Below are 13,619 nucleotides of genomic sequence, written 5' to 3'. Positions count from 1 at the left end.
AACGCGACTGCGGCGACGCGGGAACGGAGTGCCGGATGACGTCGAAGCTGCTCGATTTCCCCGCCGCCGCGGTGGTTTCGGTCCTCGGCATGGTGGCCGTGCTGCTCAGCGGGGCCACCCTGCGGCGGCTGTGGCCGACGACCGCCGCGGCCGTGGGCGGCGCGCTGGTGCTGGGCCAGGTGGTGCACGCGGGGGCCGCCACCGCGCCGGTGCTGTGCGCGGTCGGCGCGCTGATCGGGCTCGACCAGGCCTTCGAGTTGCGGCGCCGGGCCCACCAGGTGCAGCGCAAGCTGGCGGCTCGATCGGTTTCCCGGCACCGGCAACCGGGCGGGCAGCGGACCGCGACCGGACCGTCGGTGCACCTCGCCGGTACCGCGGTGATCGTGTCCACCGCGACGCTGCACCTGGTCATCGCGCACGCGGTCGGCCCGGTCGCGGCCGGCGCGTCGGCGGTTCCGGCGCTGGCGGCGATTTCCTGCCTGCCCGCGCTGCCCGCGCTGGCCGGCCGGATCCGGGTGGCGGTGGTGGAGCGCGTGCCGGCGCTGCGGCCCCGGGCCGGAGCCCGATTCCTGTCCGTTCCGCACGATCCCCGAGCCGGGATGCTCCTTTCGGGCATCGTATTCCTCTGGGTGGCCCTGTCCGTCTCGGCTGGGCACTGAGGAGTAACAAAGCGCAGCAGTTTGGCTCGTTCTTCTCTTCTTTCACACAGGTTACCGGCATATGTCATGTTTTCAGTAGCCTTGATGTCGTCGCTGGAGGTGGAGCGGTAACCGACGGGGGGCGGTCATGCGGGATTGCGGAGAGCCTGCGAGAGCATCGGGGCTGATCGGGCGGGGGCCCGAGCTGGCCCGGCTGTTCGCGTGCGCGGTCGAAAGAAGACCGTTGGCGCTGGTCCGCGGCGGTGCCGGGGCCGGGAAGAGCAGTCTGTTGCAGGCGGCGCGACAGAGGTTCGACGAAGCGGCCGAGGTGCTGAGCGCCGCGGCGCCGGCGCCCGCGCGTCCGTTCGGCGTAGTCCACGAGCTGCTGGCCCCGTTCGCCGGGATCGATGCGGCGCCCGGACCGCAGGCCGACCGTTTCCCCCTGCTGGCCGAACTGGCGCGGCCGGTGCTGGCGGCGAGCTCCCGGGGGCTGACGGTGCTGCTGATCGACGACGCGGTGTCGGCGGACGACGATTCGGTGCACTGGCTGGATTTCCTGCTGCGCCGGGTGGCTGACGGCCGGCTGCTGGTCGTGCTGGCGCTGCCGGAGGGGGAGACGGGCCCGCTCGCGGATCTCGTCGCCGAGCACGAGGCCGTGACCGTGCGACTCGGTCCGCTGCCGATCGCCGGGGTGCGGCAGGTCGTGGAGCGGAGGTACGGCGACGAGCCGGATGCCGGGTTCGCCGAGGTCTGCCTGCGGGCCACTGCCGGGAATCCCCGCCGGCTGAGCCGGTTGCTCGGCGAACTGGCCACGCAGGGGATCCGGCCGGACGCGGCCGCGGTGCCGCGCGTCGCGACGACGGCGAAACGGCTCCTGGAAGCCGAGGCTCAGGAGTACGTCGAGGAGCGGAAGCCCTACGTCGGGGTCGTGCTGCGGGCGCTGGCCGTGCTCGGCGACGCCGGAGTCGATGATCCCGCGGTGCTCCCGGTCGTGGCCGATCTGTCGAGTGAGCTGGTCGCCGAGGCGCTGGACGACCTGCGCCGGGACGGACTGCTGCACCCGGGAACGGCGGCGCCGCTGCACCCGGAGTTCGCGGTCGCGGCGCTGGCGGCGGTTTCGGGCGCTGAGCGGGATCGGCTCCGCCGGCGCGCCGCGACGGTGCTCAGCGAGCAGGGAGTGCCGGCCGGGAAGGTCGCCCGGCTGCTGGTGACTCTGTCGGACCTGCCTGATCCGTGGATGCACCGCGTGCTGTACGAAGCGGCGATCGCGGAGCAGGCCGAGGACCAGCAGACCGCGATGCGCTATCTCTCGCGGATCCTGGAGCTGCCTTCGATCGACGCCGACCCGCTGCTGCGGATGGCCGAGTCCGCCGCCGGCGCGGATCCGGCCCCGGCGGCGAGCTTCCTCCGCGACGCCCTCGACCGCATCCCGGACGTCCGGGCGAGAGCCCTGCTCGCACCGATCTACGGAGCCGCCGCGCTCGCGGCTTTCCGTTGCCCGGAAGCGTTCGCGGTGCTGGACCGGCTGCGGGCCGAACTGGACCAGGCCGGCGGCGGCCGGGGGGACGAGGAACTGCGGGGCCGGCTCCGGGCCGTGCTGACCGCGGTCGCGCTGGCCGACGAGAGCACCACCGCCGAGGTGCTGGCGCGCCCGTGGGAGCACGGGGGCGGCGATTCCTACGGCAGCCGGACGGCGGATGGGCTGACCGCCTACGCCGCCATGCTCAGCGGCCGGTGCGCCGGCGCGGTGGCCCGGCGGGCCCGGCGCGCCCTCGTGCAGGGACTGCCCGTGCACTACCCGGCGGCGGCCGCGCTGAGCTATGCCGGGCAACCACGCGAGGCGCTGGCGGCGCTCGACCGGTTGCAGAACACCGCCGAGGGCGAGCCTCATCTGTGGGACCTGACGGCCCGGGCTCTGGTGCTCGAACGGCTGGGCGAGCTGCCGGCCGCGGCGGCCGTCGCCGAGTCCGCAGTGGACGGTGCGTCCGAACGGACCGGCAACACCGAGGCCGTGACGTGGCCCGCGGTCCGGCTGGCCTCGGTGCTGCTGGCGATGGGCCGGCCCGATCGGGCCGGCGCGGTGCTGAGCCGGGTGCGCCGGGCTCATTTCGGCTGGCTGTACCCGGAAGCCGAGCTGGTCTCGGTCGCGCTGCGCCGGCGGCGCGGCGATCAGGAGGGGGCGCTCGCCGTCCTGCTCGAGTGCGGGCGCCGGCTGGTCGGCGCGGGAGTGCGCAACCCGGTTTTCGCGCCTTGGTGGCTGGCGGCGACCTGTCTGCTCACCGATCTGGAGCGGCCCGGAGAAGCAGCCGAGCTCGCCGAGTACGGCGTGGCGCAGGCGCGGGAATGGCAGACGCCGGAAGCGGCCGGTCTGGCGCAGCTCGCCGTCGGGGTCGCCGGCCGCGGTGCGGCGAGGCTGGACGCGCTGGCCCGGGCCGTCGATCTGCTCGGTGCCGCCGAGGTCCCACTGACCCTCGCGCGAGCGAAGCTCGTCTTCGGCCGGGCCCTGCTCGGCGTCGACGACCTGAAGGGTGCGCGGGCCCACCTGCGCGACGCGCTCGCGCTGGCGAACCGGTCCGGTGCCTCCGCCTTGGCCTCGACGGCCCAGGATCTGCTGGTTTCGGCCGGCGGCCGGGTGCACACGCGCTGGCTCTGCACGCTCAGCCGCGCCGAACTGCGCGTGGCCGAACTGGCCGCGGCGGGGGACCGGAACCGCGAGATCGCCGACCAGCTCTTCGTTTCCCTGCGCACGGTGGAAACCCATCTGTCCAGTGTGTACCGGAAGCTCGGCATCGAGCTCCGCGCCGAACTGGCCGCCGCCCTGCTGAACCGGGCCGAGGTGCAGCCGGCGTGATCGCCTCGCCGATGGTTGCGATGTCCGGGGGACTGCCGTTGGCCGAGCGAGAGACCGAACTGGCGGTGCTGCGCTCGGCCGTGGCCGGGCTGTCCGCGGGGCGCTCGGCTTACCTGCGCTTGAGCGGCCCGCCCGGCGCCGGGTGCAGTGCGCTGCTGGGCCAGGCGATCGCGGCCGCGGGCCAGGACGTGCGGGTGCTGTATGCGGCCGGGGTCCCGCCGACGCCGGGCGGGCCGCGCACGGACGTGGTCGGTGCCCTGGTTTCGGCCCTGCCGGACGGGGTGTGCCAGGGGCCGGCGGGGTCGGCCGACGAGCTGTGCGAACGGTTCGTGACGGCGGCGCGGCAGCAGCCGCTGATGCTGGTGTTCGACGGCGCGGAATGGATGGACGAGCGGTCTTGGCGGTGTCTGCGGTCGTTGCGGCGCCGGCTGAGCTGGGCGCCGATGCTGGCCGTGGTGGCGGTCGGCGAACTCGGGGGGCCGGCGGACTCCTTCGGGGATCTGGACGCCGGGTCCACGGTCGAGCAGACCCCGTGCTACCAGCTCCGGCTGCGGTCGTTGAGCCGGCACGGCGTGCGGCGGCTGCTCGACGCGGTGCCGGGCCGACCGTCCGACCCGGAGTCGGCGCGGCGGCTGCGGGACCGCACGCGGGGCCTGCCTTCGGTCGTGCGCGCGGCGGTGCTGGCGGCCGAACCCGATCTGGCCGTCAGCGCGGCCGTCGCGGGAGCGGACTGGGCGGACCGGGTGCTGCACCTGCTGAACTCGGGCTCGGGCTCGGACGCCGTGGCGCTGGCCCGGGTGATCGCACTGTGCGGCGAGGGATTCGACTGGCAGCTGGTCTGCGCGGCGGCCGGGCTGTCCCCGTCGGCCGCCGGCCGCGCCGACGCTGTGTTGCGGGAGCTGGGCCTCGTCGAGGGCCCGGCCTCCGGGAGCTCGATCCGGATCGCCGAACCCATGGTCGCGGACCGGCTGCTGGCCGGACTGAACCCGGCCGAGCGGGCCGAGCTGTACGGCCGGGTACTGACGCTGAGCCGGTCGTTCGGCACCCGCCCCGCACTGCTGGTCAAGGTGGCGCTGCGGGCGCCGCCCGGTCTCCCCGGCGTCGGCGAACTGCTGTACAGCGAAGCCCGGCGGCTCTACGGCAGCAACGACTACGAGGAAGCGGTCCGCCTTCTGAAGCGGGCCCTGCGAGAACCGGTCGCGGACGACGTTGCCGCGCAGTTCGCGATCGAGCTGGCCGGAGCGGAGGCCGGGACAGCGCCGGAGGCGGGGCACCGGCGGCTGGCGCGGATCCTGCTCGCGGAGGAGACGACGCCGGCCGCACGGCTGCGCGCCGCGGACATGCTCGTCTCACAGGGCCGGCCGGAGGCGGCCGGGCGCACGCTCACCACCGCGGCGAGGCTGCCGGGACTGGCCCCGGCCGATCGCAGCACGCTGGGCACACTGCGCCGGCTGATCTCGGAGACCGCTTGGGACACCGGGGATTACTCGTTCGCCGACGGCTCCGCTGCGGTGACCCCCGCGGAGGCCGCGGTCACCGCGTGGCGGCTCGCGGTGCGCAATCGGGACCGGACGCGGGCGCTTTCGCTCGCCGAGGCGGCCTTGGCGAAGTCGGTGCGGGCGCAGCAGCCGTTGACCGTCAGAGTGCTGGCCTGCGGGGTGCTCCTGCTGGCCGGTGCGACCGGGGAAGCGGCGGCGCAGCTCGACGTGGCCCTGGTCGAGGCGCGCCGCCGGTGCATGCGGGCGGCCGAGGTGTGGGCCATGCTCACGCGTGGCGCCGTCGCCCTCGGGCAGGACCGCTGGGACGAGGCCGCTCAGTACTTCGGCTGGATGACGCAAGTGCTGCCCGAGCACAGCTGGCATCCGATGGTGGCCGGGCACGCCCGGGCTCTGCGCGTGACGCTGGACCTGGTGCGCGGACGGCTGGACGACGCCCGGAGCCGGCTGGCCGGCCCGCTGCCGGCGGGAACCGAGCAGAGCGTCGGCGGCGCGCAGGCGCTCTACGCCACCGGTCTCGTCCGCCTCGCCGACGGTGCCCCCGAGCAGGCTTTGGACCTGTTCCTGGAATGCGGGCGGCGGATGCTGTCCAGGGAATGGGTGAACCCGGTGCTGGTCTCGTGGCGGCTGCTGGCCGGGATCGCCTACCAGGCGTGCGGCCGGCCCGTCGACGCCCAGTTGATGGTGGCCGAGGAGCAGGCGCTGGCCCGCCAGTGGGGGGAGCCGGGCTATCTGGATCGGGTCGGGAAGATGTCTCAGATCCTGGAGGAGCAGGTGTGAGCGACTCGTCGAGACCGTCCCTGCTCGAGCGCGAGAGCGAACTGGCGGCCGCCGAAGCGGCCTTCCGTGCCGCGCGGGCGGGCCAGGGATCGGTGCTGCTGGTCGAGGGCCGGCCCGGAACGGGAAAGACGGCGTTGCTCCGTGCGTTCGCCGAGCTCGCCGAAGCCGGGCCGATGACCGTGCTGAGAGCTTGCGGCGCGCGGAACGAACGGGACTTCTCCTGGGGCGTGCTCGCCCAGCTGCTGAATCCGCTGCTGTTCCGGACCGCGGCCCCGGTCCGCGAGCGCTGGCTGTCCGGATCGGCCTCACCCATCGTGGCCGAGCCGGCGGGCGGCCTGGTCCGCCGGGATCTCCCGGACGGGCAGCAGCAGGCCGGGTTCGACGCGGTGCTGGCGGAGGTCGCCGCCGACGGTCCGGTGCTGGTGCTCGTCGACGATCTGCACCAGGCGGACCAGCCCTCGCTGCGCTGGCTGGCGCGGTGGGCGCACCGGGTGCGGCACCAGCCGGTGGTGCTGGCCTGCGTGGTCTGCGAAGGCGACGTCCTGACCGACGAACCGCTGGTCCGCCGGCTGGCCGAGGCGGCCGCGGCCACCCTGCGGCCGCAACGGCTGACCGCGGCCTCGGTGCGGGCCCTGCTCACGCAGCGGACCGGGATGCCCGTGGACGAGCAGTTCGCGCAGAGCTGCTGGGAAAACACCAGCGGCCTGCCGATGTTCGTGGCCGCGGTGGCCGATGAACTGGCCGCCGCCGGGGACCCGCCGGGGCCGGGCGGCCCGATCCGGCCCGTCCGGTTGCGGGATTGGCTGCTGACCTGCCTGCAGGCCCAGCCGGAGCCGGTGTGGCAGGTCGCGAAGGCGGTCACCGTGCTCGACCGGTATTCCGGCCTCGCCGCGATCAGCCGGCTGACCGGCTTCGAGGAGGCGGCTTGCGAGCCGGCCTTGCGCACGCTCAGCCGCTTGGGCCTGCTGGAGGCCGATCGGCCGAGGTTCTCCTGGCCGCTGATCTCCGAGATGATCGACGAGTCGATGACGTTCGACGAACGCGAACGCGCGCACGTCCGGGCGGCCGAAGACCTGCACCGCGGCGGCTGCCCGGTCGAGGAGGTGGCGCAGCGGTTGCTCGGGGTGCTCCCGGTTCGCACTTCGTGGGCCGTGGAAACCCTGCGGGAGGCGGCCGACACCGCGATCCGCCGCCGCGCCCCGGAAGCCGCCGCCCGGTACCTGCGCCGGCTCCTGCTCGACGGCACCCTCGAAGACGACGACCGCGCGGCGGCCCACGTCGCGCTGGCCACCGCCGAGCTGGGGGCCGATCGGGCCGCCGCGGTCCGGCACGTCGCGCAGGCGACCACTCTGCTGCGTGGGCCGGAAGACCGGGCCGCGGCCTTGACCCGGCTCTCGCCGACGTTGTTCGCGGACGCGCCGCCGTACGTGCGGGACCTGCTCGAGCAGGTGGCGGCGGAGCTGGGCCCCTCCGGCGCGCCGGGCAGCCGCGCGCACGAACTCGTCGTGCACCTGGAGGCTCGGGCGCGCCACATCGGATCGTCGGACCCCGCCGAACTGCAGGCGGCGGCCGGGCGGCTGCGTGACCTGGGCCCGAATCCCGCGGTCTCCTCCCCGGCCGAGCGCGAGCTGCTCACCGTGCTGCTGTTCGCCGCCAGCAAGTGCTCCGGCCTGAGCGCGGCGGAAGTGGCCGTGCTCGGCACGCGGGTACTGCGCCGGGAGCCGGCCGCGCCCGCGCAGATCCACGGGGTCCTCCCGCTGCTGATCGACGTCCTGTGCGCGGCGGGCGCGATCGACGAACTGGTCCCGTGGCTGGACAGCGCGCTGGCCCAGTGCGAGGACGCGGCCGAACGCACCCTGATCGAGGCGGAACGAGCGCTGGTGTCGCTCAACCAGGGCAATCTGGCCAAGGCGGGCGAGATCGCGCACCGCGTCATGGCCGGGCCGCCGCCGGACTGGGCGCGCACCGGCACGACGATCCTGGCGCCGCTCGGGCTGACCGCGGTGATCAACCGCGACGCGGAGCTGATCCGGCGGCTGCTGGCCGATCCGCCCGAGGACGACCGGAGCGTGCTGGTGAGTGCGCTGCTCGGGCTGCTGCGCGGGATGTCGGCCGCCCTGGGCGGGGACCGGGTGTCCGGGCTGGCGTTCATCCGGGACATCGGCTGGCAGCTGGAACAGGCCGGCTGGCGCAACCCGGGGCTGTTCTCGTGGCGGCTGTCCGCGGCCGCGCTGCACCGCCAGCTGGGCGAGACCGAGCAGGCTCGCGAACTGGCCGAACTGGAGTACGAGCGGGCGCGCGGCTGGGGCGCGGCCGTCGCGATCGGCCGGGCGGCCCGGGTGCTCGGCGACCTGACGCCCGGCGGGCCCGGTCTGGACCTGTTGCGCGAATCGGCGGAAATGCTGGAGAAATCGGCCAACCGGTCCGAGCTGGCCCGCACGCTGGTCCGGCTGGGCGCGCGGCTGCGGGAGATCGAGCCGGACGAAGCCGCGGTACTGCTGGCCAGGGCCGAGGAGATCGCGGTGGAGTGCGGGGACCCGGTGGCCGCGGACCGGGCTCGCCGCTCCGGCGCGGAGGCGCTGACGCGAGCGGAGCAACGGGTGGTGGAACTGGCCGTGGAAGGCCGGACGAACCAGGAGATCGCCCGGGTGCTGGAGGTCAGTGTGCGCGCGGTGGAGAAGCACCTGACGAAATCCTTCCGCAAGCTGCGAGTGCGGCGGCGCACGGAGCTGGCCTCGGTGCTGCGCGCCCAGGCGGCCCAGGTGTGAACTGCGGGCCGGTCGGTCGCGTTGCGGTGACGGAGAAATCGCCGGAGGTGCGGCGCTCCGGTGGCGGCTGGTGGGGCTGACCGGGAACCGTGGCGTATCCCGGTCGCCGGGGCCCGGTGCGCCGGGTCCGTGCGCGGACGCGCTGATCAAGACGAAGCGAGAACAGCCGTACCTCGGACAGCGGCCGGCTTCCCGGTCTCGCGGCCGGTCCTTCGCTCGCTCGCGGACCGTACCGCAGGAGAGAGCGGCCCGCCCCGGCCCGCCCGGCACTGGTACGGCACCACGAGTTTAGTGCGGCCGGTCGCGAGAACACCGAGTGTTTAGTTGACGAAACCAGCTACCGTCAATACGTTAAAGGTAGGGAGTTGAAACATGTTCCGCGCCGATGCCGGGTTTTCATATTGCTGCTTGCCCGGTGCGGCTTCCTGGCGCTCCGCCGATGGCGGAAACGGGATGGGAAAATCCAATGAATGCGGATTTGTCAGATTCTGCCGAACCGTTCGTTTCGTCGAGGACCGAGTGGCCGCTGCGACTGGTTCCCCCAGGTGGATCGCCCAGCGGGCAACTGTCGGACCTCATGCTTTCGCTCGCCGAAGCCGCCTCGCCGGAGTTGCGGGCGAAACTGCGGGACCTCTTGGCCGCCACGGCGGCGGAGCCGATCCCGGAGGCCGAGCCGGAGCCCGCCGACCTCGCCGCGCGGCTGATCGCGGACGGCTCCGCGCCACCGCACGTCGAACCGCTGCTGGCCCCGTACTACGTGGTCATCGTGCTGCAGGCGAGCCCGCGCGACCAGGACGTGATCACCCAGAACCTGGCCGGCTACGGGGAGGAGGCGCTGTCCACGCCGTGTCCGGGCGGCGCGGTCGCCCTGGTGCCGGACGCCGACGACGGCGGCCGGTCCGCGAAGATCGTGCGGGAGCTGAGCCGCCGGTTGGGCGGCCGGGTGTGGGGCGCGGCGGCCGGGCGCCTCCGGAGCGACATCCCGGACGGCTACCAGGAGGCGGTCGAAGTGCTGAAGCTGGCGAAGGCGGCGGGCAGCGAGCCGGGCGTCTACAGCCTCGACGACTTCCTCGTCGAGTACGCTGTTTCGCGGCACCACACGGTCGCGCACAACCTGGTCGAGATCATCCGCCCGCTGATGGCGAGCGCGGTGCTGCAGGAGACCCTCGGCGTCCTCATCCGGGCCGACTTCAACCGCAGCCGCGCGGCCAAGGACCTCTACATCCACCGCAGCACGCTCGACTACCGGCTGAGCCGGATCGAGAAGATCACCGGGCACAATCCGATGACCAGCCGTGGCGGCCAGTTGCTCGGCGCGGCGATGACGGTGTACGCCTCGCGAAATTCTTTCTGATCACATCACCAAGCCTGCATTCCTGGTCATCGGATCGATGACCAGGAATTTTTGCGTCCGGGGCCGGGGGTGCCCCGTGAACGGGGTATTCCCGGGCACATCCGCGTTCGCGGTGCGGGATTCCGATTGTTGCGGATAGCTGGTCCGGCTCCGGCGCGCTTACTTTCCTGCGGTAGTACGCGGAGTAGGTGCCGCAACGTCGGCGCCGGCGACCCTGAGCCGCCGCGCACGGAGGCGCCGAGCGCGTCCCACTCGCCAGAAAGGACGGACCCATGGCCATCCCCACCGAACAGGTGCCTCAGCTCCGGGCGGTGCGGCTGGACGGCCGCACGCTGACCCTCGGCGACATCGTCGCGCTCGCCCGCACGCCGGAACTGCGCACGGTCGTCCTCGGCGAGGACGCGACCGAGCGGATCGGCGCGTCCAACTCCCTGAAGCACCGCCTGATCGACTCGGGCACCCCGATCTACGGAGTCACCTCCGGGTTCGGCGACAGCAACCGGCGGCAGGTGTCCAAGCGCAAGACCAGCGATCTGCAGGACAACCTGGTGCGGTTCCTGTCCGCGGGAGTCGGCCCGCTGGCCGATCCCGAGGTCGTGCGCGCCACCATGGTCGTGCGGGCGAACTGCCTGGCCCGCGGGCATTCCGGGGTGCGCCCCGAGCTGGTGGCCGCGCTGATCGACCTGATCAACGCGGACGTGCTGCCGATGATCCCCGAGCGCGGCACGGTCGGCGCCAGCGGCGATCTGGTCCCGCTGAGCTACCTCGCCGCGGCGCTCACCGGGCAGGGCCGGGTCCTGCACCGCGGCACGGAGAAGCCGGCGGCCGAAGCGTTCGCCGCCACCGGGCTGACCCCGCTGGAACTGGAGGCCAAGGAAGGCCTCGCCATGGTCAACGGCACCTCGTTCATGTCCGGCTTCGCCGTGCTGGCCCTGCAGGACGCGGCCGAACTCGCCTTCGCCGCGGACCTGTGCACGGCGATGACCAGCCAGGTGCTGGTGGGCAATCCCGGTCACTTCGCGGCGTTCCTGGCCGAGGCCAAACCGCACGACGGGGTGCTGCGCAGCGCGGCGGTGATCCGGTCCGTGCTGTTCACCGAAGCCGCCGACGACGGCGTCCGCCGGCCGGAAGCCGACTACGTCGAGCTGGAGCGGCCGATCCAGGATCCCTACTCGGTCCGCTGCGCTCCGCACGTCACCGGCGTGCTGCGCGACACGACCGATTGGGCGCGCCACTGGCTGACCGTGGAAGTCAACTCCGCCAACGACAATCCGCTCTTCGACGTCGCCGTGGGCACGGTGCGCAACGGCGGCAACTTCTACGGCGGCCACGTCGCGCAGGCGATGGACGCGCTGAAGACCGCGGTGGCCGGGGTCGGCGACCTGCTCGACCGGCAGCTGGAACTGGTGGTGGACGAGAAGTTCAACAACGGCCTCACCCCGAACCTGATCCCGCACGTCGAGGACAGCGACTACGAGGCCGGGCTGTTCCACGGGTTCAAGGGGATGCAGATCGTCGCGTCCTCCCTGGCCGCGGAGGCGCTCAAGTGGACGATGCCGGCGGCGTCGTTCTCCCGCTCCACCGAAGCGCACAACCAGGACAAGGTCAGCATGGGCACGATCGCCGCCCGCGACGCCCGTTCCGTGGTGCACCTCGTGCAGCGCATCACCGCGATCCACCTCATCGCGCTGTGCCAGGCCGCGGACCTGCGTGGGCACGACGTGCTCAGCGCGCCCACCGCGGCCGCGCACGGGGCCGTGCGGGAGGTGTGCGAATTCCTCGACCGCGACCGCCCGATGGACGCCGACATCGAGCGGGTCACCACCCTCATCGCGCGTGGGGAACTGCGCGCGGCGGTGGAGCTCTACACCGACGGATCCGCCTGGTGAGCGTCGTGGCCGACGCGTCGCTGGAGCGCTCGTGGCTGCCGGACGGCAGCCAGGTCGTGCGCTGCACGGAACCGCTGGCCGAACACGCGCCGACGCTCGCGCACGCGTTCCGGCAGTGGGCGGCGGCCACCCCCGGCGCGGTGCTGGCCGCCGAGCGGACCCTCGACGGCTGGCGCGAGCTGACCTACGCCGAGGCGGCGGCCGATGCCGCGGCCCTGGGCCAGGCCCTGCTCGACCGCGGGCTGGGGCCGGACGCGCCGCTGCTGGTGCTGTCCGGCAATTCGCTGAACCACCTCCGGCTCACCTTGGCCGGCTACCTCACCGGCGTGCCGGTGGTGCCGGTGAGTGCCGCCTATTCCCTGCGTACCAAGGATCACGCGCGGTTGCGGGCGGTTTCCGGACTGGTCCGGCCGGGCCTCGTCTTCGCCGAGGACGGGGACCGGTTCGGTTCGGCGCTCGCCGAGACCGGCGCTCCGGCGGTGGTGGCCCGCGGGCCGGGCCGGCCGCTCGCGGAACTGCGGGCGACGGCGCCCACCCGGGCGGTCGAGGAGAAGTTCGCCGCGCTCACCCCGGGCACGACCGCTAAGTTCCTCTTCACCTCGGGGTCCACGGGATTGCCCAAAGGGGTGCTGAACACCCACCGGATGCTGTCGGCGAACCAGCAGATGCTGCGGCAGATCTGGCCGTTCCTCACCGACGGGCCGCCGGTGCTGACCGACTGGCTGCCCTGGAGCCACACCTTCGGCGGCAATCACAACCTGCACCTCGCGCTCACCAACGGCGGCAGCCTCTACATCGACGACGGCTCCCCGAGACCCGGCGAGCTCGACCGCACCGTCGACGCGCTGCGGTCGGTCCCGCCGACCGTGTGCGTCAACGTCCCGGCCGGGTACGCGCAGCTCGTGCGCCGCTTCACCGCCGATCCGCCGCTGGCCGCCCGGGTACTGTCCCGAGTGGACCTGATCCTCTACGCGGGCGCCGACCTGCCGGACGAACTGCGGTCCCGGTTGCGGGAGATCGCCCGCCGGGCCACCGGGCGCGACGTGCCGGTGGTTTCGTCCTGGGGGTCCACCGAGACCGGGCCGGCCGCGACCTCGACCTACGGCGGCGCGGACCAGGGCATCGGGATCCCCCTGCCCGGAACCGAGATCAAGCTCGCCCCGGTGGGCGACCGGCTCGAAATCCGGGTGCGCGGCGCTTCGGTGACGCCGGGCTATCTCGGCGCGGACTTCTCGGCCGCGGTCGACGAGGACGGTTTCTACCGTTCCGGCGACGCGGTGCGGATGGCCGGCGAGTCCGGGGACCCGCGCCGCGGTCTCGTGTTCGAGGGCCGCATCGCCGAGGATTTCAAGCTGGACAACGGAACCTGGGTGGTGGCGGGCCGGCTGCGCAACCGGCTGCTGTCCGCGGCCGGGGTCCTGTCCGACGCGGTTCTGGCCGGTGACAACCGCTCCTGCGTCACCGCGATCGTCTGGCTGCAACCGGAGCGGGCCGGCGGGGAAACCCGGCCGGACCCGGGGCGGGACGCGGACGCCGTGCTGCGCTCGCGGCTGTCCGCGGCGCTGGCCGAGGTGAACCAGGGCCTCGGCGTTTCGGGCCGGATCGAGCGGCTGGTGGTTGCGCGCACCCCGCCGGACCTGGACGCGGGGGAGATCACCGACAAGGGCCAGCTGAACCGCGGCGTGGTGCTGAAACGCCGAGCCGAGCTGGTGGAACTGCTGTACGCGGAGCCAGCGGACGGAGACCGGGTGGTGTCGGCGCCATAAACCGGGAGCCGTCTTCGCTCGCGGCTCCACGCGGGTCACGTCGATGTCGGATCGGTCTCGCCGCGCGAAGACGCCCG

General features: G+C 73.5%; 7 protein-coding genes. All 7 read left to right on the top strand.

Features of this window, described 5'->3' with window-relative positions; genetic code table 11:
- Positions 1-35 precede the first annotated feature (35 nt).
- The 7 genes from NYF13_RS23580 (at position 36) to NYF13_RS23550 (ending at position 13,542) form a co-directional block, all read left to right on the top strand.
- Positions 36-659: a hypothetical protein gene (locus NYF13_RS23580; RefSeq protein ID WP_315659715.1), complete on the top strand. Its 624-nt coding sequence runs from the start codon at positions 36-38 to the stop codon at positions 657-659.
- Positions 660-786: 127 nt separating this feature from the next.
- Complete coding sequence (locus tag NYF13_RS23575) at positions 787-3,489, top strand: LuxR C-terminal-related transcriptional regulator (protein WP_315659714.1); 2,703 nt, start codon at positions 787-789, stop codon at positions 3,487-3,489.
- Positions 3,486-5,765: an AAA family ATPase gene (locus NYF13_RS23570; protein WP_315659712.1), complete on the top strand. Its 2,280-nt coding sequence runs from the start codon at positions 3,486-3,488 to the stop codon at positions 5,763-5,765. Before NYF13_RS23575 ends, NYF13_RS23570 begins: the two co-directional genes overlap by 4 nt.
- Entirely contained in the window at positions 5,762-8,533 is a 2,772-nt protein-coding gene (locus NYF13_RS23565; RefSeq protein ID WP_315659711.1) for an AAA family ATPase, read from the top strand. Before NYF13_RS23570 ends, NYF13_RS23565 begins: the two co-directional genes overlap by 4 nt.
- Positions 8,534-9,110: 577 nt before the next feature.
- Positions 9,111-9,887 carry a helix-turn-helix domain-containing protein gene (locus NYF13_RS23560; protein ID WP_315659710.1) on the top strand — a complete coding sequence of 259 codons (777 nt, stop codon included), beginning with the start codon at positions 9,111-9,113 and terminating at the stop codon, positions 9,885-9,887.
- A gap of 272 nt (positions 9,888-10,159) precedes the next feature.
- Positions 10,160-11,776 carry an aromatic amino acid ammonia-lyase gene (locus NYF13_RS23555; protein WP_315659709.1) on the top strand — a complete coding sequence of 539 codons (1,617 nt, stop codon included), beginning with the start codon at positions 10,160-10,162 and terminating at the stop codon, positions 11,774-11,776.
- The gene (locus NYF13_RS23550) at positions 11,773-13,542 is read left to right on the top strand and encodes an AMP-binding protein (RefSeq protein ID WP_315659708.1); all 1,770 of its coding nucleotides are present in this window, start codon (positions 11,773-11,775) and stop codon (positions 13,540-13,542) included. The genes NYF13_RS23555 and NYF13_RS23550 overlap by 4 nt, the downstream gene beginning before the upstream one ends.
- Positions 13,543-13,619 lie beyond the last annotated feature (77 nt).

Origin of the sequence: Amycolatopsis sp. PS_44_ISF1 (assembly GCF_032335455.1) — a bacterium.
Classification (GTDB): Bacteria; Actinomycetota; Actinomycetes; order Mycobacteriales; family Pseudonocardiaceae; genus Amycolatopsis.
The sequence above is the reverse complement of the archived record's forward strand: the minus strand, read 5'-3'. Positions and strand labels throughout refer to the sequence as shown.

What these genes read in the sequence shown, in the direction of transcription:
- NYF13_RS23575 (WP_315659714.1), top strand. Translation starts at nt 787, where the DNA reads ATGCGGGATTGCGGAGAGCCTGCGAGAGCATCGGGGCTGATCGGGCGG.
- NYF13_RS23560 (WP_315659710.1), top strand. Translation starts at nt 9,111, where the DNA reads ATGCTTTCGCTCGCCGAAGCCGCCTCGCCGGAGTTGCGGGCGAAACTG.
- NYF13_RS23555 (WP_315659709.1), top strand. Translation starts at nt 10,160, where the DNA reads ATGGCCATCCCCACCGAACAGGTGCCTCAGCTCCGGGCGGTGCGGCTG.
- NYF13_RS23580 (WP_315659715.1), top strand. Translation starts at nt 36, where the DNA reads ATGACGTCGAAGCTGCTCGATTTCCCCGCCGCCGCGGTGGTTTCGGTC.